This window comes from Scandinavium sp. M-37, from assembly GCF_043558715.1.
Taxonomy (GTDB): Bacteria; Pseudomonadota; Gammaproteobacteria; order Enterobacterales; family Enterobacteriaceae; genus Scandinavium; species Scandinavium vulneris_A.
On record NZ_JBIGIN010000009.1, the window covers coordinates 24,531 to 49,281 of the forward strand.

Below are 24,751 nucleotides of genomic sequence, written 5' to 3' on the forward strand. Positions count from 1 at the left end.
TTCCTCACAGTCAACACTAATTAAGCACTGCGTGTTATGTATCACCAAAGCATAAACAAAACATAACAAAAAAGTTAACCTTTACTTTTGGGAAAAATAGAAAAGCAGTATTGGCGAGGATAGGGGGGTCATTTTTGCGGATGAGTGGCGAAACCCAGAAAATTTCATCAGGACTTCACCCACTATGTGTGAAATAGTCACTACAGGAGCACCAGATAAATATAACTACGGATATAGAATAACGCCTATGATTATTACCGTACTAATAATACCTTTATCTCTGCCAACGTTGTTTCTCACGCTGTTTTACTCTCTGTCGCAGTGGCGCTGGCTACTGTCGATAACCCATTTATCTGCTCTGCGGCACTGGCAACACTTTTCAGCGGAAATTTGTCTGACCTTGCTGCTGACGCTGGCTGTCATTAGCCTGCTATCCACCGTGTTGACTGGGCTACTGGTAATGTTGCTCAATACGAAGATCCCTGCAGCAAAAAGATAGCGACGCCGGTAATCATGATTGTCATAGAACAAGCCCCGACTGTTGCGGGGCTTGCCGTGACGTTTACTTCTTCGCTTTATCGACTGCCCGGTTGTTTTCAAAGGCAAGCGGATGTTGACGGTAGGCTTTGAGTCGCGGACGCATCCAGCTACTGCTGTTATTGTTGACCGCACTCACCACCCCGGTGGTGGCCCCGCCGCCGACCTGCACGTGGAAAATACCGCGCGCCGGGAAGTCCTGATATTTCGGCTGCGAGACATCGAACGCGTGTCGGTTAAACAGCTCGCGCGCCGTGTGGCCCATCATCGCGGCATGTACATCGAGGAAGTTGAGGTTGAGCAACTTCTCATTAATGGCCTCGACCGAATCACCAATCTCCGGATGGCCCATCAGATAGCTGCCGCCGGTGCCCCAGAACTGTGCTTCCATCTCGCCTACCTGCTCGTCCTGAGTTGCCAGACGGCTGGCCGGGATCTGCCACGGCATAACCGGTTTGCGCAAATGGCGACTCAGCGATGCACAGAAATCAAAGGTGCGATCCCACTCGTTTGGCGAATAGCAATAGCCGTTGTTAAAGGCGCGGCCCGTGAAGTCATCGGCTTCATAGCGGTCAGCGGCCATAAAATCAGCGCCTTTTGCTATCGCAGTTTGGCCATTCGCCTGCTGATATTCGGTGTCCTCAAAAACGCCAACCAGCAGCGCGTAATCGGCGCTCAGTTTGCCCGCCAGTTCTGGGGTGATGGTCATTTTTTTATGCTGACCGTCGGTGGCATCGAACACATCATCGTAGCTAAAGTCGTTGTAGACCCACTGCGAACCGCCGACGCTCCACAGGTTAATCTGCCAACCGAGCACGACGTCCGGCGCCACTACGCGAACCAGCCAGTTCACCGCTTTGATGTAGCCTTTCAGCGTGTCGGTGATCCCCGCCGGGATCGCCACGTTCACACCATGATGAGCCATGGCATCAGACAACGGCTTGCGCACCGGAATCGGGTAGGTCGGCGCATAGCCGTACTTCTGACATTCGCCCAGATAATCCGGGTTAACGATATAGCCCGCCGGAACCGGATGGGCCGCATCCTGGGTCGCCTGAGCCATTTTCAGCGACTGAATAAAGTTGGCGAAGCTGTACTGATGGCGAACCGGATCTTTGATGATGTTCGGCACATCCCCCAGCGACAGGTTACAGGTGTAAGACACCATGAACGGGATCACCGTATCGCTGGTTTTGGCGGAAACATTACGCGCCATTTCGATAATTTTAGACGTTGGTTCTTTGGCCGGATCGAGATACCCGCCCGCATCGCCCATGCCGTCATCACCGGAATATTTAAATACCGAGGTCACGCGCGCTTCGGCTAAGTCATCCACGTTGCTCGGCGACATATCCGCGCAGCCACCAAAGGTCAGGTAGTCCGGGAAACCTTTTACCTGCAGATTGGCCCCTTCGACGATATTCACGTTCAGCTGGACCGGGGTATTAGCCTTCACCACCAGCGGATTCGGGCTGACATCCACATAATATACCGTGCCATTGTTGACGAATGAGCCCGTTTCAATGGTGTAGGTATCCGGGATCAGCGCCACGGTTTGTGGGGAGGTTGCCTGCATCGCCGGAATATTATCGAACGCATAGCGGCGTGGGGTAGCCGCGCCATTGCTGAGGTGTAAATCAAAGGTGGTCGACAACGCTTTCTCCGCGCTGACGTGTAGGGTGAGCTTCGCAGCCCCGGTTAATGATTCATTAGTCTGATGAACCTGCGCCCGGGTCAGTTTTACCTCGTGATATTGACCGTTGAGCTGGCCGGATAATTCATCAAAAGTGTAAGCCACGTTATTGAGTTTGAGCGAGCGGGCTTGCAGGGCGAAACGGCCCGTCGCCGGACGTTGCTCAAGACGCAGCGTCTCGCCGGTACGCAGGGAAAGGCGCTGTGTTTCAACCCCATTTTCCAGATACGACAGCTGTAAGGCTTCGTTTTGCAGGCCTGGAATATCATCCAGACTAATAACAACGTCCAGGGTAGAGCTGTGCTGAACTGCACCAAAGGTGACATTGAGCGGCGTTTGGGCCCCTTTGTTAATCACGACTTCTTTAAGGTCCACATTAACCGGCGCACGCAGCGTACCGTCTTCTGTTTTTAAATCGCTGACCGCAACACGGTACGTGCCCGCAGGCAGCGAAACGGTCGACTGGCCCGGTTTCAGGGTCAGGTACTCACTTTTATCGCCGCGCGTCAGGATAAGTTCCGCTGAAGACTGCTCCAGACCCGCAGGCAGCTGCGCACATTTGACCACCAGAGAACCGGTCACGTTAGGCTCTTCATCCGCCGCCGCCGAGAAGGTGTTGCTGAAGGTCGACCAGTCCGGGGCGGTATCGGAAGACTTATTCAGCCCCATATGGATATTGGTGATGGCGCTGCCGATAAGCTGTCCGTCAGTGGGTACCAGCGTGACTTTGATATCAAAAATGCCATTGCTGATTTCGCTTGATTCTACTTGTGAATCGAAGGCATACCACGGATCGGAGGATACCGTAATATCACCAGAGGTCATTTTTCCTGGCGCCGTAAATTGTAATACCAGTTTTTTATTGATATTGGCCTTATCGCCAGACAGGGTTTTTAAATCCTTAATTTCAACAGTGGGGTACCAGCTGTCATTATTAATTTGCAGAGTAAAGTTAAGTTGCATGATATACCTTCGTTTAGAGAGTTAGACGTTGGGTGCTACAGCCATTCCGTATTGTCTCCGGCGGCTTGATAGCAAATATCTTATTAACGAAGGAGGGGGATGTAATGTCATTAACTATCAAAAAACACATGCGCGATATCATGTGTTTTTTTATCTTCAATGAGGGTAATGATTTTTAATCATATTAATAATCATCGTCCAGACGGCGTTCATCATCTTCTAATTGACGGCGATCCTGATCGAGCTGACGCTGGCGGTCATCAAGCTGTCGGCGACGGTCTTCGAGCTGACGACGGCGATCGTCATATTGCCGATCGCGTGGACGATTGTCAGTCTCAGCGTCGTCATGTGAATCGTGATAAACCCGGTCACTGTCGGGTTTGTAGGCGTCGCCAATCGCCTGCTGGATGTTGCCAATGGCATCATCAATGATATCGGCATGTGCCTGGCCGGTCAGGGAGAGCGCGCCAAACAGCAACGCCATTGCGGTACGTTTCATCATTTCAGTCTCTGCGGTTGACTGACGCCAGCGTAATCACCCCCTGTGTGTGCGGGTAGCGGAGAAATCTCAATTGTGGCGCTGCTCAAATCTCTATTTTCCCCACCCGCTGAGAAAACTGGCACCTTCTCACGGCGATAATAAAAACCTGCAGTGAATGAATAGATGCAATAATACCTTCGAAGAAAAATCCAATACAATTCACAGCCTCAATACATATCATTTTGTTATATATTTTCCGCATAATGCTCTATTAATGATTACGTTAACATCACTCACCAAAAAGGAATTTAAACACGATGGCAATACCCGCTTATTTGTGGCTAAAAGACGATGGAGGGGCATCAATCAAAGGTTCAGTTGATGTACATGGGCGCGAGGGCTCAATCGAGATTATTGGTCTTAATCATGGAGTTAATCAACCAACCGACAAACACACAGGGAAGGCAACCAGTCTCCGAACCCATTCGCCGTTTTCCTTCGACAAAGAGGTCGACTCCTCCAGCCCGTATTTGTACAAGGCCGTGACCACCGGGCAGAAATTCAAGTCCGCTGAGGTGAAGTTTTACCGCATCAATGACGCCGGCCAAGAGGCGGAATACTTCTCCACCATGATGGAAGGTGTCAAGTTAGTCAGCGTCTGCCCAATGATGCTGGACGTAAAAAACTCGCGCTATGAGAAGCACAATCACATCGAGTTGATTGAGCTGGTTTACGAAAAAATCACCTGGACCTACAAAGACGGCAACATCATTCATTCAGACAGCTGGAACGAACGCGTGACCGTTTAAGGAGATATATGATGGGATGGAAGTATGAGCAGTCAACCGGAAAAATGTACCAGGACGGCGTATTAATCGAGACCGGTTATTCTGGGGCCCTTACCAACAAAAATAATCCTGAACGCCAGCATGTCAAAGGTTTGGGCCCTCTTCCACGCGGGACGTATAACATCGCAGGGCACTCAACATCCAAGGGGCCAGTAACAATAATTCTGGAGCAGACAAGCGGCGAAACCTTTGGCAGGGATGATTTTCGTATTCATGGCGATCACATCCACGGCCCAGCGGGTTATGCGTCTGCGGGATGCATCATTCTCTCGCTGTCAACGCGGCGAGCGATTCTACGTGACGGTGGCGATCTGGAGGTCGTGCGATGAAGCACCTGACCGTTCTGCTCTTGGCGGGAATGGCTCTGCCAGCGCTGGCCGTTGGTACTACTGATTGGCCCGCCGCGATTCAGGGAGTGGCCTCAGGCGACGCGCACTGGATAAAAAAAACGCCTGAGTTGGCAGCAGTAGCTGATGCTCATCAGGCAAAGCAACTGGAGGACGCGATGTCCGCTGCACTGAAAACCAACACGACCGCCACGCTTCAGGCGCTTCGCATAATTGACGCTGGAAAGTGGCCGCATATGGTAGGAAGTGATCTGGTCTGTACCCCGCCGGCGGAGAAATCACAGGCGGAGATCGAGACGTTCTATCAGCGCACGAGGTCTGCACTGCTGGAGACAAGTGACGGTGCGCAATGCCTTTGGATACTCGAGGCGTCTATCGAAGAACTGAAGGCAGAAAAATCCCGGCAGGTTAAATAAAATAATAAACCCGGTCATTCGTGGTCGGGTCCTTTCAAATACTCCCTTTGCTTTCTCGTATCACACAGCTTGCCCTCTTTGCGCCTGGCGCAGCGCCTGGGCAAGCTGAGCCCGGGTAAAGGGTTTGCGCAGCAGTTCGACGTCCGGGAGTTGAGGGTTGTGCAGCGGACGTAAATCCTGACCGCTGACCAGCAGCAGCGCCACCTGTGGGTGATACGTTTGGGCGTGATTCACCACCTCTGCCCCGCTGAGCCTGCCCGGCAGCATCAGGTCGCTTATCAGCATCGCGATATCTTCCGACGCCGCCAGCAGCGCAATCGCCTGTTCGCCGTCGGTGGCCTCCAGCGTCAACCAACCCAACTGGTGCAGCTGTTCGCATAGGGTCTGGCGTACATCGGCCTCGTCTTCCAGCACCAGTGCCAGCCGCTCGGCGGGCGGTGCTTCGACCACCACCTCTTCACGTCCCCGCTCCACCGCATTCAGGGTCGAGCGGGGCAGCTGTAGCCGCACGGTGGTGCCCTGGCCCGGCGCGCTTTCAATTTCCACCCGCCCGCCGGACTGGCGCACAAAGCCGTACACCATCGACAGGCCCAGCCCGGAACCGCTGCCGGTCTGTTTGGTGGTGAAGAACGGTTCGAACACCTGCGTTTTTACGTCCTGCGACATGCCGCACCCGTGATCAATCACCTCCAACGCCACCATATCCTGTTTGCGCCCATCGCTGCGGTTCACCCGCTGATTCCAGGTGCGAATTTTGATCACCCCGGCCTGCCCTTCCATCGCATCGCGGGCGTTCATCACCAGGTTAATGATCGCGTTTTCGAGCTGACCAACGTCAATCCATGCTGACCACGCCGGGGTTTGCGCTTCGATTTCCAGGCTCAGGGTGGCGGGCAGCGAGTGGCGAATCAGCTCAGCGAGGTTTTCCAGCAGGCCTTTCATTTCCACCGCGTGAGGATGCAGCGACTGCTTACGCGAGAACGCCAGCAAACGCTGGGTCAGCAACGCCCCGCGCTCTGCGGCTTTCAGCGCCCGTGAAAGACGTGGCGCATCGAGTTCATTCGGCTTCACCAGTTCAAGACTGCCGATAATCACTGCCAGAAGATTGTTGAAATCATGCGCCAGACCGCCGGTCAACTGCCCGACCGCTTTCATCTTCTGGCTATGCAGCAGCGCCTCTTCCAGCCCCTGCCGTTCGATCCGGCCGATTTCCATCTGGGTGGTTCTTTCTTTCAGCAGCCGGGTGGTGTGCTCCAGCGAGGCCATATTGCGGGCGAATACGCTGAACGCCCGCGCCAGTTCTCCCAGTTCATCCCGCCGCTGGAGCGCGGGCACCGACACATCCTGCTCACCGTGCGCCAGCCGGGTCATCGCCGCCGAAATCGCGGTCAGGTTCGAGCCCAGATTGCGGTAGATATACCAGCCCGCAAAGCCGGTGATCACCAGCGCCAGCAGGGCAAAACTGAGGATCAAATCAATGATCGAACCCAGCTCGTGATGGCTTTGTGTCACCCGCCGCTCGGACGATTGCGCCACCTGCGCCACGTAGTGATTAATGTCCTCGTTGAGGATAGCCACCAGCGCTTTAATGTGGAACATGTACCAGCTTATCGCCAAATCACTCTGTTCTAACTGCTGGGAAAGTGGGGCAAGTTTGCGCAGTTCGGCGTTGAAATCAGGCAAAATGAAAGCGATCGTCGGATCGGCGCTGTGGGTCGGCAGGCCATGCATCACCGTATCCAGCTGGCGCACCGCCGAACGCGGCATCGGCGTCTCAATGGCGGCGGTTAACAGCCGGTCCATCTCCTGCAATTGTCGTGCGTCCAACGCGCCATCGCCCTGGCGCGGGTTAATCTCGGTTAAATGACGCAGATAGCTTTGAGTCTGATACAGCGCACTGAGCAGTGAATTACGCTGCAGATGCCGCTGCTGGCCACGCTGTAACATCCCGGCCACGCTTTGCTGTAATTCATTACTGCGATGAATGATTCTCTGCACCAGCTCCGGGACGCGCGTCGCCAGCGGCGCGGTGGCGAGCTGGTCCAGCGAGTGTTGTAACGCCTTCTGCATGGCCTGCAATCGCTCCGCTTCACTTTTGTATTCCAGCGCCCCGACCACCTGCGAGAGCCGCACCGCCGCCGTCGCTACGTTGGCGGTATCACGCGCCAGATTCATGCTGCCGGTCATGTCATTCACGGTCTGCTGCTGAACCTGCTCCTGGATCTGACTGGCATGACGGAACCCCAACACCGCCGCCGCACTGACCATCAACGTCACCGTCACCACCAGCACGTTGAAGAACAGCAGGCGACTACGGGCGCTGGTCAGGAAGGTCGTTCGGCGTAGTGGCATAGTCGCTCCGGCGAATAGTTTTCTCCCTCGCCCCGAGGGGAGAGCGGTGTATTCATCACTATGACAAATATGAACGGCCTCTGACATTTTGCATTTACGTTCCTGTGATGGACTGCTGATATCGACCCATCCCGCAGGAGAACCGCCATGCATCCGACGCCGGTACTGGAGATGCGCAACATCGCCAAAGCCTTTGGCAAATTTTATGCGCTGAAAGGGGTAGACCTGACGGTCTTTCCCGGTGAAATCCACGCGCTGATGGGGGAGAACGGTGCCGGAAAAAGCACGCTGATGAAGATCCTCGCCGGGGCCTACACGGCCACCAGCGGGGAGATCCTGATTGATGGCAAACCCCACGCCATTAAAGGCCCGAAGGATGCCTTAGCCGCAGGCATTACTCTGATATATCAGGAAATGCAGCTTGCGCCGAACCTGACCGTCGCCGAGAACATTTTCCTCGGGAGCGAACTGTCGCGCGGCGGGCTGGTGCAGCGCAAAGCCATGGTCGCTCAGGCGCAGGAGGTGATTAACCGCCTCGGGGCCCAGTTCATGGCCACCGATCGGGTGATGAAACTCACCATTGCCGAGCAGCAGCAGGTGGAAATCGCCCGCGCCCTGCACCGCAACAGCCGCATTCTGGTGATGGATGAACCCACCGCCGCCCTCTCCTCACGTGAAACCCATCGCCTGTTCGAACTCATTTTGCGTCTGCGCGATGAAGGGATGGCGATTATCTACATCAGCCACCGCATGGCGGAAGTGTACGAACTGTCGGACCGGGTCAGCGTTCTGCGCGATGGGCAATACGTCGGCAGCCTGACCCGCGACAAACTCAATGCTTCCGAGCTGGTGCGGATGATGGTTGGCCGCCCGCTTAGCGATCTGTTTAACAAAGAGCGCGATATCCCGCACGGTAAGCCGCGCCTGAACGTCCACCATCTCACCGACGGCGGCAAAGTGCAGCCGTGCAGCCTGCTGGTGCGATCCGGTGAAATCGTCGGCCTCGCGGGGCTGGTCGGCGCCGGGCGCTCCGAACTGGCACAGCTGATATTTGGCGTGCGCAAAGCCACCGGGGGGGTGATTGAAGTCGATGGCGAACCGGTGCTTATCCACTCCCCGCGCGAAGCCATTGATTTAGGCATTGGTTTCCTCACCGAAAACCGCAAAGAACAGGGGCTGTTCCTCGAACTGGCGGCGCAGGAAAACATCACCATGGCGACGCTGGAGCGCGATGCGCATTACGGCATGCTCGACCGCAAAAAAGCACAAACCATTTCCGACGACGCCATCAAGCTGCTGAATATCCGCGTGCCGCATGCGCAGGTCCGTGCGGGCGGCTTATCGGGTGGCAATCAGCAAAAGCTGCTGATCTCCCGCTGGGTGGCGATTGGCCCACGCATCCTGATTCTGGATGAACCCACGCGCGGCGTGGACGTCGGCGCGAAAAGCGAAATTTACCGAATCATGAACCAGATGGCGCGTCAGGGCGTGGCGATTCTGATGATCTCCAGCGAGCTGCCGGAAATCGTCGGCATGAGCGATCGGGTGTACGTGATGCGCGAAGGCAGTATCGCCGGTGAGCTGCAACATCATGACATCTCACAGGAAAATATTATGACGCTGGCGACCGGCGTGAACGAATCCCATTCCCAGGCGGTGCAACCATGACCACGCAAAAAGAGAACTCCGTGCCCTCCCCACAGCAGGTGGCGAAATCTTCGGCCCGTAAAATGCTGATGGGCGATCTGATGCAAACGGTGGGGATCTTGCCGATCCTGATCCTGATTGTGGCAGTGTTTGGCTTTATCACACCGAACTTCTTTACCGAGAGCAATTTGCTCAACATTACCCGTCAGGCGTCGATCAACATCGTGCTGGCGGCAGGGATGACCTTCATCATTCTGACCGGTGGGATTGATCTGTCGGTCGGTTCGATCCTTGGCACCACGGCGGTGGCGGCAATGGTGGTGTCACTCATTCCCGAATTCGCCCTGCTGTCGATCCCGGCGGCGTTGATGCTCGGCCTGGTGCTGGGTTTATTCAACGGCGCACTGGTGGCCTTTGCCGGGTTACCCCCCTTTATCGTCACGCTAGGCACCTACACCGCGCTGCGTGGCGCGGCCTACCTGCTGGCGGACGGCACCACGGTCATTAACTCCAATATCAGCTTTGAGTGGATAGGTAATAACTACCTCGGGCCGATTCCATGGCTGGTGGTGATTGCCCTGGCGGTGATTGCGGTGTGCTGGTTCATTCTGCGCCGCACCACGCTCGGGGTTCATATCTATGCGGTCGGCGGCAATATGCAGGCGGCGCGGCTGACCGGCATCAAAGTGTGGCTGGTGCTGCTGTTTGTCTACGGCATGAGCGGCCTTCTGTCGGGGCTGGGCGGGGTGATGAGCGCCTCGCGGCTGTACAGCGCCAACGGCAATCTCGGCATGGGCTACGAGCTGGACGCCATCGCGGCGGTCATTCTCGGCGGCACCAGTTTTGTCGGCGGAATCGGCACCATCACCGGCACGCTGGTGGGGGCGCTGATCATCGCCACGCTTAACAACGGTATGACGCTGATGGGCGTCTCCTACTTCTGGCAACTGGTGATCAAAGGGGCGGTGATCATCATTGCGGTACTGATCGACAAATACCGTACCCGACACCATCAAAGTGCATAACAACAACACCCTACGACAGAGGAACACAACATGCGTTTAAAGCCACTCGCCATTGCACTCTGTGCTGGCACCCTGCTCGCCGCCGCGCCGTTTGTGCAGGCTAAAGAGCTGAAATCGATCGGCGTGACGGTGGGCGATCTCGCCAACCCGTTCTTCGTGCAAATCACCAAAGGGGCAGAGCTTGAAGCCCACAAGCTGGCGGGAGACAACGTCAAAGTGACCCTGGTCTCCAGCGGCTACGACCTCGGCCAGCAGGTGTCGCAGATTGATAACTTCATCGCCGCCAGGGTCGATATGATTATCCTCAACGCCGCCGATTCGAAAGGCATCGGCCCGGCGGTGAAACGCGCCAAAGAGGCTGGAATTGTGGTGGTGGCGGTTGACGTAGCAGCGGAAGGTGCCGATGCGACTATTACCTCCGATAACACCCAGGCGGGGGCCATGGCCTGTAAATACATCACCGACCGTCTGAAGGGCAAAGGCAACGTGGTTATCATCAACGGCCCACCGGTTTCAGCGGTGCAGAACCGGGTCGAAGGCTGCCAGAGCGAATTCAAAAAACACCCGGATATCAAAGTGCTGTCCGATAACCAGAACGCCAAAGGCAGCCGTGAAGGCGGCCTGGAAGTGATGACCTCGCTGTTGGCGGCGAATCCGAAGATCGACGGTGTGTTCGCCATCAACGATCCGACGGCGATCGGGGCCGATCTGGCCGCGAAACAGGCGCAACGTAAAGAGTTCTTTATCGTCGGCGTGGATGGTTCTCCGGACGGGGAAGAAGCGCTGAAACGCGAAAACTCGCTGTTTGTGGCGACCCCGGCGCAGGATCCCCAGGTAATGGCGGCGAAAGCGGTGGAGATAGGCTATGACATTTTGCAGGGCAAACCTGCGCCAAAAGAGCCGGTGCTTATCCCGGTGACGATGATCGATAAGAAAACCGTCGGAACCTATAAAGGCTGGACGGTTAAGTAAGAGCCTGATGGCGCTGCACTTATCAGGCCTTCAGGTATTGTAGGTCGGGTAAGTGAAGCGCCACCCGCAGCGAGCGCTACACCGGTGGTGCGCCAATGCGGTAGACGGGGCGAAAACACTGGAAGAGTTAAAACGGTTTATTGCGGAGAATGAGGCATAAATTGCCCGGCGGCGCTGCGCTTGCACGGGCCTACGGCGCTATCCACCACGTCCGCGGCGAAAACATAGCCCAGCCCGCGCAGGGTTTTAATCAGCGTGGGCTGGTGCGGGTTGATTTCGATTTTGCGGCGTAAGCGCATGATGAGTACGTCGATAGTGCGGTCAAACACCTCCATGCTTTCGCTGTGGGTCAGCGCCAGCAGTTGTTCCCGGCTCAATACCCGACGCGCGTTCTGCACCAGCGCCAGCAGCAGGCCATATTCGCCCTGGGTGAGCGCCACGCTCTGACGGGTCGGATCGAACAGTTCGCAGCGCTGGGTATCCAGCCGCCAGCCGTTGAAGCTGAGACTGCCGCCCTGCTCCACCCGGGTATCCACCGCCAGCGCCCCGCTGCGCCGCAATACCGCTTTCAGGCGCGCCACCACGATTCGGGGATTAAACGGCTTGCCGATATAGTCATCCGCACCCATCTCAAGCCCAACCACCACGTCGGATTCACTCCCCATCCCGGTCAGCATCACCACCGGCAGCGCGGGTCGCAGCGCTTGCAGTTGCGTCAGCACCTGTAAGCCGTTGATATCCGGCAGCATCATGTCGAGCAGCACCAGGCCGATGTCCTGACGTTGTGCCACCGTCGCCACGCCCTGCTGGCCCAGATGGCACACCTCCACGTCAAACACATGCTCGGCGAGCACATCGCGAAGCAGTTCGCAGATTGCCGTGTCGTCATCAATCACCAGAATGACCGGTTTCATCGTCAGCCCCTGCCCAGAAGGTTATGCAGTAAGTCTGGATGATTCTGCGGTGCGCTCCAGCCAATTCCAGCGGCGCGTAACAAATCTATAACCGCTGTCACATCCAGGCGCGTTCGACACGTCAAAACTGTCGAGCCGGACGGTTTCGTCAGCCTCGTCAGCGCACAAACCCGCGAATACCCACATGATTAAGAGTGGCATAAAACCTGCATTAAGGAGCGTTGAACGCATTTATGCGACTGTTTAACTGGAGCGAAACCGATGAAAAAAGTCGTCACGGTTTGCCCTTACTGCGCATCGGGCTGCAAGATAAACCTGGTGGTGGATAACGGCAAAATAATCCGGGCGGAAGCGGCGCAGGGGAAAACCAATCAGGGCACGCTGTGCCTGAAAGGTTTCTACGGTTGGGATTTTATCAACGATACCCAAATCCTCACCCCGCGCCTGAAAACCCCGATGATCCGTCGCCAGCGTGGCGGCAAACTGGAATCTGTGTCCTGGGACGAAGCGCTGAACTATGTCGCCGAACGTCTGAGCGCCATCAAAGCCAAATACGGCCCTGACGCCATCCAGACTACCGGCTCTTCGCGCGGGACAGGGAATGAAACTAACTATGTGATGCAAAAATTTGCGCGCGCCGTTATTGGCACCAATAACGTCGACTGCTGCGCTCGCGTCTGACACGGCCCTTCGGTTGCAGGTCTGCACCAATCGGTCGGTAATGGCGCCATGAGCAATGCCATCACAGAAATTGATAACACTGATTTAGTCTTTATCTTCGGGTACAACCCGGCAGATTCACACCCGATCGTGGCGAATCACGTGATTAACGCCAAACGCAACGGGGCGAAAATTATCGTCTGCGATCCGCGCAAAATTGAAACCGCGCGCATTGCCGATATGCACCTGGCGCTGAAAAACGGCTCGAATATCGCGCTGTTGAACGCCATTGGGCACGTGATCATTGAAGAAAACCTCTACGACACGGCGTTTGTCGCCAGCCGTACCGAGGGCTTTGAGGATTACCGCAAAATCGTTGAAGGCTATACGCCGGAATCGGTGGAAGACATTACCGGGCTGAGCGCTCAGCAAATTCGCGAATGTGCACGGATGTACGCCGGGGCGAAATCGGCCGCCATCCTGTGGGGCATGGGCGTGACCCAGTTCTATCAGGGCGTGGAAACCGTGCGTTCGTTGACCAGCCTCGCGATGCTGACCGGCAATCTTGGCCGCCCAAGCGTGGGCGTGAACCCGGTGCGTGGGCAGAACAACGTCCAGGGCGCATGCGATATGGGCGCGCTGCCGGATACCTATCCGGGCTATCAGTACATCAACAACCCGGCGCACCGCGAGAAATTCGCCAAAGCCTGGGGCGTGGAGAGCCTGCCTGCGCATACCGGCTATCGCATCAGCGAGCTGCCGCACCGAGCGGCGCATGGCGAAGTGCGCGCGGCGTACATCATGGGTGAAGATCCGCTGCAAACCGATGCCGAGCTGTCGGCGGTGCGCAAAGGATTTGACGACCTCGAACTGGTTATCGTGCAGGACATCTTTATGACCAAAACCGCTAACGCGGCCGACGTCATTCTGCCGTCCACCTCCTGGGGTGAGCACGAAGGGGTATACACCGCCGCCGACCGTGGTTTCCAGCGCTTCTTTAAAGCGGTTGAACCGCAGTGGGACCTGAAAACCGACTGGCAAATCATCAGCGAAATCGCCACCCGGATGGGCTACCCGATGCACTACAACAACACCCAGGAAATCTGGGATGAGTTGCGGCATCTGTGCCCAAGCTTTACCGGCGCGACCTACGAAAAAATGGGTGAACTGGGCTATGTGATGTGGCCCTGCCGCGATGAGTCCGACGCCGATCAGGGCACCTCGTACCTGTTTGCCGAGAAGTTCGATACCCCGAACGGGCTGGCACAGTTCTTCACCTGCGACTGGGTCGCCCCTATCGATAAGCTCACCGAAGAGTATCCGATGGTGCTGTCTACCGTGCGTGAAGTCGGCCATTACTCGTGTCGTTCGATGACCGGGAACTGCGCCGCGCTGGCCGCGCTGGCAGATGAACCGGGCTATGCGCAGCTCAACACCGCCGATGCGGCAAGACTGGGCATTGAAAACGAAGCGCTGGTCTGGGTTCACTCGCGCAAAGGCAAAGTCATCACCCGCGCACAGGTCAGCGATCGTCCCAATAAAGGGGCCGTTTACATGACCTATCAATGGTGGATTGGCGCCTGTAACGAGCTGGTAACCGAAAACTTAAGCCCGATTACCAAAACGCCGGAGTATAAATACTGCGCCGTTCGGGTGGAAAGCATCGCAGACCAACGCAGCGCCGAGCAGTACGTTATCGATGAATATAACAAGCTGAAGTCCCAACTGCGTGAGAGTGCTCAGGGCTAACGCGAAACGTTTGATTATCAATTTGGCTAATCGTATTGGGGTGAGAGTTTTCACCCCTTTTTTTGGTACAAATTCGCCCATTTAATTCTGGCTGCTCACCCTTTATACTGCCGCTCCTTTCATGCGGAACAAAAAATGATGAAACGCAGTGTCTGGTTGCTGTTATTCCCTCTACTGGCGCACGCCAACGAGATCGGCAGCCAATACAAAGAACAGGCCGAAGCGGGTGACGCCCGCGCTCAGTATTACCTGGCCGACACCTATTACAGCTCCGGTGATGAGTCGCACGCCCGCTATTGGGCCGAAAAAGCGGCGACAGCGGGGGAGCCTGATGCCGTCGCTCTGCTGGCGCAGATGATGATGAAAACCAGCTGGCCCGATGCGCGTAAGCTCGCAGAACAGGCGGTGCTGGCGGGAAGCAGTAACGGGGAGATCACTCTCGCCCACACCCTGGTTAACACCCAGGCGGGTAAAACCGACTATCCACGCGCCCTGTCACTGCTGCAAAAAGCCGCCGAGAACACTGACAGCGATGCCGCCGTGGATGCGCAAATGCTGCTCGGGCTGATTTACGCCAACGGCGGTGAAGTGACGGAAGATGACGCCAAAGCCACCTTCTGGTTTAAGCGCAGCTCTACGCTGTCGCGATCCGGCTATGCCGAATACTGGGCAGGAAAGATGTTCCAGGAAGGGGAAAAAGGCTTTATCGCGCCGAATACCCAGAAGGCGCTGAACTGGTTTAACGTCAGCTGTCTGGAAGGCAATGATTCGGGTTGTGAAGAGCTGGATGCATTGAGCGGAGAGTAAAAAGCCCGGCGGCGCGATGCGCGCCATCGGGCAAAGTGTGCCTTAACGGTTCGCGGTCTTATCAAATTGCCCCAGCATTTCGCGCTCGTAGGCCTGCGCTTTTTTGTGGTCAAATTTGTGTTCCCACTTGGCAATCACCAGCACCGCCAGCGCATTCCCCACCACGTTCAGCGCGGTACGCGCCATGTCGAGAAGTCGATCGACACCGGCGATAAACGCCAGTCCTTCCAGCGGAATACCGACGCTACCCAGCGTAGCCAGCAGCACCACGAACGACACCCCCGGCACGCCCGCAATCCCTTTCGACGTCACCATCAGGGTCAGTACCAGAATGATTTCCTGGCCGAGCGACAGATCAATGCCGTACAGCTGGGCGATGAAAATCGCGGCGATGCTTTGATACAGCGTTGAGCCATCAAGGTTAAAGGAGTAACCGGTCGGCACCACAAAACTGGTTATCGACGCTGGCGCACCGTAGGCTTCCATCTTCTCGATAATTCTCGGCAGCACGCTCTCGGAACTCGCCGTGGAGTACGCCAGGATCAGTTCGTCTTTCAGGATACGAATCAAAATCCAGATGCGCAGCCCACAGAGTTTGGCCACTGCCCCCAGCACCACCAGCGCGAAGAATACAATAGCGGCATACACCAGAATAACCAGCTTGGCGAGCGGCCACAGCGAGGCAAAACCGAAGTTGGCGACGGTGACGGCAATCAGGGCAAACACGCCCACTGGCGCATAGCGCATCACCATGTGTGTCACTTTGAACATCGTTTCAGAGACCGAACGGAACACCGTCACCAGCGGCTCACGGTGCGCCGACGGCAGCGATGACAGGCCCAGACCAAACAGCACCGAGAAGAAGATAATCGGCAGCATTTCACCCTTCGCCATCGAGGCAAAGATGTTGGTCGGCACCAGCGACAAAATCGTGCCCATCAGGCCATGCGCGTGGCTCTGCACGTCGGTCGCGGTGCTTTGGTATTTCGAGATATCAACCGTCGCCAGGCTCGACATATCGATCCCCGCGCCCGGCTGAAATACATTCGCCAGCGTGATACCCAACACGATGGCGATGGTGGTGATGATTTCGAAATAGAGAATGGTTTTCGCGCCGATACGCCCCAGCGCCTTGGCATCGCCCACGCCCGCAATCCCGACCACCAGCGTCGAAATCACAATCGGTACCACAATCATTTTGATCAGATGGATGAAGATATCACCGGCTGGCGACAGCAGGTTGGCAATCAGCCATTCACGGCTATCACTTTGGTAGTGCAGATAACTGCCCAGAAGAATACCCAGCACTAACGCCAGCAGGATCTGCCAGGCCAGGCTGACTTTCGCTTTTTTCATGACTACAGACTTCCTCAATGCCGGGACTTATTCATGTTACGAATAACTCCCATTGAAAGGGGGATGGTTTGTGTTGCGTATTTAAATGGAGTTTTTTAACGCGGCGTATCAGTACCACCTGCACAGCATTCTGCGCAACCCTTTCAGAACGGGGCTTTTGGCTGACAAACGGGGGGTTAGTGCGGATTAAGTCCGGTTATTCAAATTAACCTTTTGTTATAGCAATCTTTTTTTAGTCTAAAAATCTATAAATTCAATGCCGTTATTATTTGCCTTCTAAGCATCATTTGGCGAATTTTCATACTCTGTAATTAATGCGTGATCTGTCGCCCAAATAGTAAACAATGCCTCCCAAAGCTCTGTTATTAACGATTGGTTGACATATTATTAACATTCAACAGGGAGAAAAAAAGCATGAGCCAAATACACAAACACTCTATTCCCGCAAACATTGCGGAAAATTGCCTGATCAACCCGGAACAGTACCAAAGCCAGTATCAACAGTCGGTCAGCGACCCTGACGCCTTCTGGGGCGAGCAGGGCAAAATCCTCGACTGGATGAAGCCTTATCAGAAAGTCAAAAACACCTCCTTCGCCCCCGGTAACGTCTCGATTAAATGGTACGAAGATGGCACCCTGAACCTGGCAGCCAACTGTCTGGATCGCCACCTGGCCGAGGGCGGCGATCGGACCGCTATCATCTGGGAAGGTGATGATGCCAGCCTGAGTAAACACATTAGCTATAAAGAACTGCACGCCGACGTGTGTCGTTTCGCCAACGTGCTGACCTCGCTTGGCATCAAGAAAGGCGACGTGGTCGCTATCTATATGCCGATGGTGCCGGAAGCGGCGGTGGCGATGCTGGCCTGCGCGCGCATCGGGGCCGTCCACTCGGTCATTTTCGGTGGCTTCTCGCCGGAAGCCGTGGCCGGACGCATTATTGACTCCAGCTCACGGCTGGTGATCACCGCCGATGAAGGCGTGCGCGCCGGGCGTTCGATTCCGCTGAAGAAAAACGTCGACGATGCGCTGAAAAACCCGAACGTGAAAACCGTGGAACACGTGGTCGTGCTCAAGCGTACCGGCGGCAATATTGCCTGGCAGGAAGGCCGTGACCTGTGGTGGAGTGAACTGACGGAGAAAGCCAGCGATCGGCATCAGCCGGTGGAAGTGGGCGCGGAAGATCCGCTGTTTATTCTGTACACCTCCGGCTCGACCGGCAAACCGAAAGGCGTGCTGCACACCACCGGCGGTTACCTGGTATACGCCGCAACCACCTTCAAATATGTCTTTGATTACCATCCGGGTGATATCTACTGGTGTACCGCCGACGTGGGCTGGGTCACCGGACACAGCTATTTGCTGTACGGGCCGCTGGCCTGTGGCGCAACTACCCTGATGTTTGAAGGCGTGCCTAACTGGCCGACCCCGGCGCGAATGAGCCAGGTGGTCGACAAACATCAGGTCAATATTCTCTACACCGCCCCGACCGCGATCCGCGCCCTGATGGCCGAAGGCGATAAGGCGATTCAGGGCACCGACCGCTCTTCCCTGCGTATTCTCGGTTCCGTCGGCGAGCCTATCAACCCGGAAGCCTGGGAGTGGTACTGGAAGAAAATCGGTAACGAAAAATGCCCGGTGATGGACACCTGGTGGCAGACCGAAACCGGTGGGTTCATGATAACGCCGCTGCCGGGCGCGACGGAGCTGAAAGCCGGTTCCGCCACCCGTCCGTTCTTCGGCGTCCAGCCTGCGCTGGTCGATAACGAAGGCCATCCGCTGGAAGGGGCAACCGAAGGTAATCTGGTGATCACCGACTCCTGGCCGGGTCAGGCGCGGACGCTGTTTGGCGATCACGAGCGTTTCGAGCAAACCTATTTCTCGACCTTCAAAAACATGTACTTCAGCGGCGACGGCGCGCGCCGTGACGAAGACGGTTACTTCTGGATAACGGGCCGCGTCGATGACGTGCTGAACGTCTCCGGTCACCGTCTGGGCACTGCGGAAATTGAGTCGGCGCTGGTATCGCACCCGAAAATCGCCGAAGCGGCGGTGGTTGGGATCCCACACAGCATCAAGGGCCAGGCTATTTATGCCTACGTCACGCTGAACCACGGCGAAGAGCCAAGCCCGGAGCTGTACACCGAAGTGCGTAATTGGGTGCGCAAAGAGATTGGCCCACTGGCGACCCCGGACGTGCTGCACTGGACCGACTCACTGCCGAAAACCCGTTCCGGCAAAATCATGCGTCGCATTCTGCGCAAAATCGCCGCCGGGGACACCAGCAACTTTGGTGATACCTCAACGCTGGCCGATCCTGGCGTAGTGGAAAAACTGCTCGAAGAGAAGCAGTCCATTTCAATGCCTTCCTGACCCTCCTCACCCTAACCCTCTCCCTGCCGGGAGAGGGACTATAACAACAGCCCAACCTCTGTGGAGAGTTTCTGTGATGAATCAAGACATTTGTCAGCAGATAGAAAACAACACGCATTTCAGGGAGCTGGTCGAAAAACGGCAACGGTTTGCCACCATTCTGTCCATCATCATGCTGGTGGTGTACGTCGGTTTTATTCTGCTGATCGCCTTCGCCCCCGGCTGGCTCGGGACCCCGCTGCATCCGGGTACCAGCGTTACGCGCGGTATTCCGATTGGGATTGGCGTGATTATTATCTCTTTCCTGCTCACCGGCGTGTACGTGTGGCGGGCCAACGGTGAATTTGACCGACTGACCAACGCCCTCATACGCGAGGTGAAAACATCATGAAAAAGCTCTTAACGGCGCTGGTCGCCACGCTCCCACTGGCCGCCAATGCGGCGGATGCCATTACCGGCGACGTGCAACGCCAGCCGACTAATTGGCAGGCGATCATCATGTTCCTGATTTTCGTGGTGCTGACGCTGTACATCACCTACTGGGCATCCAAACGCGTGCGGTCGCGTAACGATTATTACACCGCGGGCGGCAATATCACCGGTTTCCAGAACGGGCTGGCGATTGCCGGGGACTTTATGTCCGCCGCATCGTTCCTCGGGATTTCCGCGCTGGTGTACACCTCCGGCTACGACGGGCTGATTTACTCGCTCGGCTTCCTCGTTGGCTGGCCCATTATCCTGTTCCTGATAGCCGAACGCCTGCGTAACCTCGGGCGCTACACCTTCGCCGATGTAGCGTCATATCGCCTGAAGCAGGGGCCGATCCGCACCCTTTCCGCCTGCGGCTCGCTGGTGGTGGTCGCGTTATATCTGATTGCCCAGATGGTCGGCGCAGGAAAACTGATTGAGCTGCTGTTCGGCCTCAATTACCACGTTGCGGTGGTGCTGGTTGGGGTACTGATGGTGATGTATGTACTGTTCGGCGGCATGTTAGCCACCACCTGGGTACAAATCATCAAGGCGGTGCTGCTGCTGTTCGGGGCCAGCTTTATGGCCTTTATGGTGATGAAGCACGTCGGTTTCAGCTTCAATAACCTGTTCACCGAGGCGATGGCGGTGCATCCGAAAGGGGCGGCTATCATGAGTCCGGGCGGGTTGGTGAAAGACCCGATTTCTGCGCTGTCGCTTGGCCTGGGCCTGATGTTTGGTACCGCCGGGCTGCCGCACATTCTGATGCGTTTCTTCACCGTGAGCGATGCGCGTGAAGCCCGTAAAAGCGTGTTCTACGCCACTGGGTTTATGGGCTATTTCTACATCCTGACCTTCATCATCGGCTTCGGTGCGATCATGCTGGTCGGCGCGAACCCGGCGTTTAAAGACGCGGCGGGCCAGCTGATTGGCGGCAACAACATGGCGGCGGTGCATCTGGCGGATGCGGTCGGCGGCAACCTGTTCCTCGGCTTCATATCAGCCGTGGCCTTTGCCACTATTCTGGCGGTGGTTGCCGGTCTGACGCTGGCGGGCGCGTCGGCGGTGTCGCATGATCTCTACGCCAACGTATGGCGCAAAGGCGCTTCCGAACGCCAGGAGCTGAAGGTATCGAAAATCACAGTGCTGATTTTGGGCGTGGTGGCCATTCTGCTGGGGATTCTGTTCGAGAAGCAGAACATTGCCTTCATGGTCGGCCTGGCGTTCTCGATTGCCGCCAGCTGTAACTTCCCGATTATCCTGCTGTCGATGTACTGGTCGAAACTGACCACGCGCGGGGCGATGATTGGCGGCTGGCTGGGATTGCTGACCGCGATTATCCTGATGGTCCTCGGCCCGACCATTTGGGTGCAGATCCTCGGTCACGAGAAAGCCATCTTCCCGTATGAATATCCGGCGCTGTTCTCCATCGCGGTGGCGTTTATCGGCATCTGGTTCTTCTCCGCGACCGACAGCTCCGAATCGGGCGTGCGTGAGCGCGAGCAGTTCCGCGCGCAGTTTATCCGTTCTCAAACCGGGATTGGCATCGACCAGGGCCGGGCGCACTAACCTCCCCCTTCCCCGGTCATTTGGCCGGGGATCACATTTCTCTTCCCTGCTTATTTCTATTCCTTCCCGGCGCGTTACTCTATCCGAAGACAAATGAAACGCTGTTTTTATTTACTCAATCTGGCAATTCACTTTTGAAGGATCGGGATGGTATGAAAAAGTATGCTCTTGTCGGGACCGGCGGTCGTGCCGGGCTGTACATTTCCGCCATTGGCGGCGCGTGGCGAGAAAACGCGCGTCTGGTGGCGTTCTGTGACAGCAACCAAACGCGAATGGACTATGCCAATCAGCTGCTTAAAAACGAAGGAGCGATGCCCGTCAGCACCTGGAAGGCGGCGCAATTCGAAGAGATGATCCGCGAGACGCACCCGGACATCATCATTGTTACCACTCTGGATCGCACCCACGACGATTATATTGTGCGCGCCCTGCATGCGGGGTGTGATGTGATCACCGAAAAACCGATGACCATTGATGAACAGCGCGCGTTGCGCATTCTGGATGCCATCGAGCAAACGGGCCGTCAGGTGCGGGTGGCGTTTAACTATCGTTATGCCCCGCATCACAGCAAAGTCCGCGAACTGCTGATGCAGGGCGTTATCGGCGAGGTCCATTCCGTGCATTTTGAATGGCTGTTGAACACCGAACACGGCGCCGACTATTTCCGTCGCTGGCACCGCGAAAAGCGTAACTCCGGCGGTCTGTTAGTCCACAAATCGACACATCATTTTGACCTGATGAATTTCTGGCTGGACAGCTATCCGGCGCGGGTTTATGCCGAAGGAGGATTGCGCTTTTACGGTAGGGAAAATGCGGAAAAGCGCGGCGAGACGCAGTTCTACCCGCGTACGCATGGCTACCCCGAGGCAAAAGAGAGCCCGTTTGCGCTGCACATGGCCGACAATCCCCAGCTTAAAGCGCTGTATCTCGATGCCGAGCATGAGGATAACTATTTCCGCGATCAAAGCGTGTTCAGCGACGGGATAACCATCGAAGATACTCTCTCAGTACTGGTGAAATACCAGAATCAGGTCCAGCTCACCTACTCGCTGAACGCGTATTTACCCTGGGAAGGGCTGAACGTGGTGTTCAACGGCAGCGCCGGACGGCTGGAGATGAAAATCGTCGAGAATTCGTATGTGAACGCTGGGGGTCAACGCGACAACGAAGGCAGCCTGGAACAGTGCGATATCACGGTGTTTCCGATGTTTGCCGCGCCGTGGAAAGCGGAATTCACCCTCGGTGAAGGCGGTCACGGCGGAGGGGATAACGCCATGCTGGCGGACCTGTTTGGTGAACCGGGCAACGATCCGTTGCGGCGCGCCGCCGATCACCGGGCTGGTGCGATGTCGATTCTGACCGGAATCGCAGGCAATATTTCGATGCAGCAGCAGCGTCCGGTCAGCTTCCGTGAATTCGAACTGGTATCGCGTTTAAAACATCACCCACGCCACTAACGGGGCGACCAGCACCATCGTGACCCCGGACAGCATCATCACCAGACTGGCGACCACCCCTTCCTGCGGCCCGAGTTCGTAGGAACGGGCGGTGCCTGCCCCGTGCGATGCCGCGCCAAATCCTGCGCCTTTGGCCATCCCTTCACGAATGGCGAGGCGCATAAACAGCACATCGCCGACCGCCATGCCAAACACCCCGGTGACCACCACGAACAGCGCCACCAGCTCCGGCTGTCCGCCGAGCGGTTTCGCCGCCGCCAGCGCAAACGGCGTGGTGACTGAACGCACGGCCAGACTGCGCTGGATCTCATCCGACAGTGTGAACACGCGCGCCAGCCACACGGAGCTGCACACGGCCACCACGTTGGCCGTGACCACCCCCGCGCTGAGCGACATCCAGTGGCGCTTGATAACGGCCAGGTTGTCATACACCGGCACGGCAAAGGCGATGGTCGCCGGGCCGAGCAGCCACAGCAGCCAGTGCGCTTCCCCCATGTAATTCTGATAAGAGATATGACCGAAGACCAGCATCAGCACCAGCAGTAACGGGGTGAACACCAGCGGCATCAGCGGCAGTTTGCGAAAGCGGCGATAGAGGCGTTTATTGGCGTAATAGAGGCCGAGAGTGATAGCCAGACACAGCAGGCTCAGCGTAAAACTAGTCATGCTTCATCCGGCGCATTTCAAAGCGATACACTTTATCCACCACCCACGCCGTGGTGCCCAATACCAGCAGCGTGCTGAGCGCGATCACCATGAAAATGCGCCAGCCGTCGACCATCAGCAGCTGGGCGTAATTCACCACCGCGACAACCGCCGGAACAAAGAACAGCAGCATTTCGGCCAATAGCCAGCGGGAACCCGCCCGCACCCAGTTGAGCGGCAGGACGCGGCACACAATCAGCGCCAGCATCAGCACCATCCCGACCAGATTGGCGGGCAGCGGAAGATGGCCCCACGCCACCAGATGTTCCGCCAGCACAAATACACCGGCGTACAACACCACCTGCACCGGAACCTGAAGACGATGCAGGACAGCGGGCGTTACGCGCCCCAAGGCCACAGCCATGAAAGAAATCCCTCAAAAAAGTGATGGCGCTCAGTATAGTGAGACGCCGACCGCGACAGAAATGAATTAAAATCATTGAAGGTATAGTTTCGAGGAATAATCATGGACATAAGAACGCTGCGCTATTTCGTCGAAGTGGTCCGGCAGCAGAGCTTTACCCGCGCGGCTGAGAAGCTATTTGTCACGCAGCCTACCATCAGTAAGATGCTGAAAAATCTCGAAGATGAACTCAACTGTACCCTGCTTATCCGCGACGGACGCAAGCTGCTGCTGACCGATACCGGTCGGGTGGTGTTTGAGCGCGGGCTGGCTATCCTCGCCGAGTTTCGTCAACTGGAAGCGGAACTCAGCGATATCAACCATTTGCATAAAGGCCTGCTGCGGCTCGGCATTCCCCCGATGGTCGGGATGCTCATGGCCGGGCCGATCAGTCTGTTTCGCCAGCGCTACCCCGGCGTGGAGCTGAAAATTTCCGAATTCGGCGGCCTGACCGTACAGCAGGCAGTGACCAACGGCGAGTTGGATGTGGCAATGACCGCCCTGCCCGTCGATGAAGACAGTGGCCTGGCGACGCTGCCGCTGTTTAGTCATCCGCTGTGCGTGCTGGTGCCGCGCTCCGGCGACTGGCTGCATATCGACTCCGTCAGCCCGGAACAGCTCGCCGCACATCCCCTGCTGATTTATAACGAAGATTTCGCCCTCAGCCGCCAGCTGATGCAGCTGTTCACCGAGCACGACGTTAAACCCCGTATTGCCGTGCGCAGCGGCCAGTGGGATTTTCTGGCGGCGATGGTGCAGGCGGGTGTGGGCGTGGCTATCCTCCCGGAGCCCATCTGCCAGCGGCTCGACAAAAATACCCTGCGCTGGATCCCGCTCGACAGCAAACTGCACTGGCAGCTGGGAATGATCTGGCGTGAAGGCACCTACCTTTCCCACAGCGCCCAGGCGTGGCTGCAATGCTGCGAAGGTTTTTGGCTGCCGGAAAGCTAGCGCGATCACAGATCCTGTGATGGGATAAAATATTACTTCTTGTTACGATTATTGGAAT

General features: G+C 56.5%; 20 protein-coding genes. 13 read left to right on the plus strand and 7 right to left on the minus strand.

Going from position 1 to position 24,751, the window contains the following annotated elements:
* Positions 1-562 precede the first annotated feature (562 nt).
* Positions 563-3,193 carry a hypothetical protein gene (locus tag ACG0Z5_RS08865; RefSeq protein ID WP_394446574.1) on the minus strand — a complete coding sequence of 877 codons (2,631 nt, stop codon included), beginning with the start codon at positions 3,191-3,193 and terminating at the stop codon, positions 563-565.
* A gap of 184 nt (positions 3,194-3,377) precedes the next feature.
* Positions 3,378-3,692 (minus strand): DDRRRQL repeat protein YjdP, encoded by a 315-nt coding sequence (yjdP, locus tag ACG0Z5_RS08870; protein ID WP_394446651.1) that lies wholly within the window; start codon positions 3,690-3,692, stop codon positions 3,378-3,380.
* Positions 3,693-3,991: 299 nt separating this feature from the next.
* On the opposite strand from yjdP, the gene ACG0Z5_RS08875 reads away from it, so the two are divergent.
* The 3 genes from ACG0Z5_RS08875 to ACG0Z5_RS08885 are packed head-to-tail and all read left to right on the plus strand — an operon-like array spanning position 3,992 to position 5,285.
* On the plus strand, positions 3,992-4,483 hold the full coding sequence (locus ACG0Z5_RS08875; protein ID WP_394446575.1) for an Hcp family type VI secretion system effector: 492 nt from the start codon (positions 3,992-3,994) through the stop codon (positions 4,481-4,483).
* 11 nt (positions 4,484-4,494) lie between these two features.
* Positions 4,495-4,851, plus strand: coding sequence for a tlde1 domain-containing protein (locus ACG0Z5_RS08880; RefSeq protein ID WP_394446653.1), 357 nt, complete (start codon positions 4,495-4,497; stop codon positions 4,849-4,851).
* Entirely contained in the window at positions 4,848-5,285 is a 438-nt protein-coding gene (locus tag ACG0Z5_RS08885; RefSeq protein ID WP_394446576.1) for a hypothetical protein, read from the plus strand. Before ACG0Z5_RS08880 ends, ACG0Z5_RS08885 begins: the two co-directional genes overlap by 4 nt.
* Before the next feature lie 60 nt (positions 5,286-5,345).
* On the opposite strand, the gene ACG0Z5_RS08890 is transcribed toward ACG0Z5_RS08885, so the two are convergent.
* Positions 5,346-7,637 (minus strand): ATP-binding protein, encoded by a 2,292-nt coding sequence (locus tag ACG0Z5_RS08890; protein WP_394446577.1) that lies wholly within the window; start codon positions 7,635-7,637, stop codon positions 5,346-5,348.
* A 147-nt stretch (positions 7,638-7,784) separates the two neighbouring features.
* Between ACG0Z5_RS08890 and ACG0Z5_RS08895 the strand changes: the two genes are divergently transcribed.
* The 3 genes from ACG0Z5_RS08895 to ACG0Z5_RS08905 are packed head-to-tail and all read left to right on the plus strand — an operon-like array spanning position 7,785 to position 11,281.
* Positions 7,785-9,305, plus strand: a complete 1,521-nt coding sequence (locus ACG0Z5_RS08895) for a sugar ABC transporter ATP-binding protein (RefSeq protein ID WP_394446578.1) — start codon at positions 7,785-7,787, stop codon at positions 9,303-9,305.
* Positions 9,302-10,309 carry an ABC transporter permease subunit gene (locus ACG0Z5_RS08900; protein ID WP_394446579.1) on the plus strand — a complete coding sequence of 336 codons (1,008 nt, stop codon included), beginning with the start codon at positions 9,302-9,304 and terminating at the stop codon, positions 10,307-10,309. The genes ACG0Z5_RS08895 and ACG0Z5_RS08900 overlap by 4 nt, the downstream gene beginning before the upstream one ends.
* A 30-nt stretch (positions 10,310-10,339) precedes the next feature.
* Positions 10,340-11,281 carry an ABC transporter substrate-binding protein gene (locus tag ACG0Z5_RS08905; protein ID WP_394446580.1) on the plus strand — a complete coding sequence of 314 codons (942 nt, stop codon included), beginning with the start codon at positions 10,340-10,342 and terminating at the stop codon, positions 11,279-11,281.
* 137 nt (positions 11,282-11,418) lie between these two features.
* Here the strand turns inward: ACG0Z5_RS08905 and ACG0Z5_RS08910 are convergent, their stop codons facing one another.
* Positions 11,419-12,195, minus strand: a complete 777-nt coding sequence (locus ACG0Z5_RS08910; RefSeq protein WP_394446581.1) for a response regulator — start codon at positions 12,193-12,195, stop codon at positions 11,419-11,421.
* 261 nt (positions 12,196-12,456) lie between these two features.
* Here ACG0Z5_RS08910 and fdhF point away from each other — a divergent pair, with 261 nt between their 5' ends.
* Positions 12,457-14,604 (plus strand): formate dehydrogenase subunit alpha, encoded by a 2,148-nt coding sequence (gene fdhF, locus ACG0Z5_RS08915; protein ID WP_394446582.1) that lies wholly within the window; start codon positions 12,457-12,459, stop codon positions 14,602-14,604.
* 138 nt (positions 14,605-14,742) lie between these two features.
* On the plus strand, positions 14,743-15,411 hold the full coding sequence (locus ACG0Z5_RS08920; RefSeq protein WP_394446655.1) for a tetratricopeptide repeat protein: 669 nt from the start codon (positions 14,743-14,745) through the stop codon (positions 15,409-15,411).
* Positions 15,412-15,453: 42 nt separating this feature from the next.
* On the opposite strand, the gene gltP is transcribed toward ACG0Z5_RS08920, so the two are convergent.
* Positions 15,454-16,767 (minus strand): glutamate/aspartate:proton symporter GltP, encoded by a 1,314-nt coding sequence (gene gltP, locus ACG0Z5_RS08925; protein WP_394446583.1) that lies wholly within the window; start codon positions 16,765-16,767, stop codon positions 15,454-15,456.
* Positions 16,768-17,181: 414 nt separating this feature from the next.
* Between gltP and acs the strand changes: the two genes are divergently transcribed.
* The 4 genes from acs to ACG0Z5_RS08945 all read left to right on the plus strand — a co-directional run bounded on the left by acs (position 17,182) and on the right by ACG0Z5_RS08945 (position 22,634).
* Positions 17,182-19,140 carry an acetate--CoA ligase gene (gene acs, locus ACG0Z5_RS08930; protein ID WP_394446584.1) on the plus strand — a complete coding sequence of 653 codons (1,959 nt, stop codon included), beginning with the start codon at positions 17,182-17,184 and terminating at the stop codon, positions 19,138-19,140.
* Between the two features lie 76 nt (positions 19,141-19,216).
* Positions 19,217-19,531, plus strand: a complete 315-nt coding sequence (locus ACG0Z5_RS08935) for a DUF485 domain-containing protein (RefSeq protein WP_394446657.1) — start codon at positions 19,217-19,219, stop codon at positions 19,529-19,531.
* Positions 19,528-21,177 carry a cation/acetate symporter ActP gene (gene actP / locus ACG0Z5_RS08940; RefSeq protein WP_394446585.1) on the plus strand — a complete coding sequence of 550 codons (1,650 nt, stop codon included), beginning with the start codon at positions 19,528-19,530 and terminating at the stop codon, positions 21,175-21,177. The genes ACG0Z5_RS08935 and actP overlap by 4 nt, the downstream gene beginning before the upstream one ends.
* Positions 21,178-21,329: 152 nt before the next feature.
* Entirely contained in the window at positions 21,330-22,634 is a 1,305-nt protein-coding gene (locus ACG0Z5_RS08945; protein ID WP_394446586.1) for a Gfo/Idh/MocA family protein, read from the plus strand.
* Here ACG0Z5_RS08945 and ACG0Z5_RS08950 read toward each other — a convergent pair.
* Positions 22,611-23,300, minus strand: coding sequence for an LrgB family protein (locus ACG0Z5_RS08950; protein ID WP_394446587.1), 690 nt, complete (start codon positions 23,298-23,300; stop codon positions 22,611-22,613). The two genes, ACG0Z5_RS08945 and ACG0Z5_RS08950, sit on opposite strands and share 24 nt — an antisense overlap.
* On the minus strand, positions 23,293-23,703 hold the full coding sequence (locus ACG0Z5_RS08955) for a CidA/LrgA family protein (protein ID WP_394446588.1): 411 nt from the start codon (positions 23,701-23,703) through the stop codon (positions 23,293-23,295). The genes ACG0Z5_RS08950 and ACG0Z5_RS08955 overlap by 8 nt, the downstream gene beginning before the upstream one ends.
* Before the next feature lie 102 nt (positions 23,704-23,805).
* Between ACG0Z5_RS08955 and ACG0Z5_RS08960 the strand changes: the two genes are divergently transcribed.
* Positions 23,806-24,693 (plus strand): LysR family transcriptional regulator, encoded by an 888-nt coding sequence (locus ACG0Z5_RS08960; RefSeq protein WP_394446589.1) that lies wholly within the window; start codon positions 23,806-23,808, stop codon positions 24,691-24,693.
* Positions 24,694-24,751: the final 58 nt, after the last annotated feature.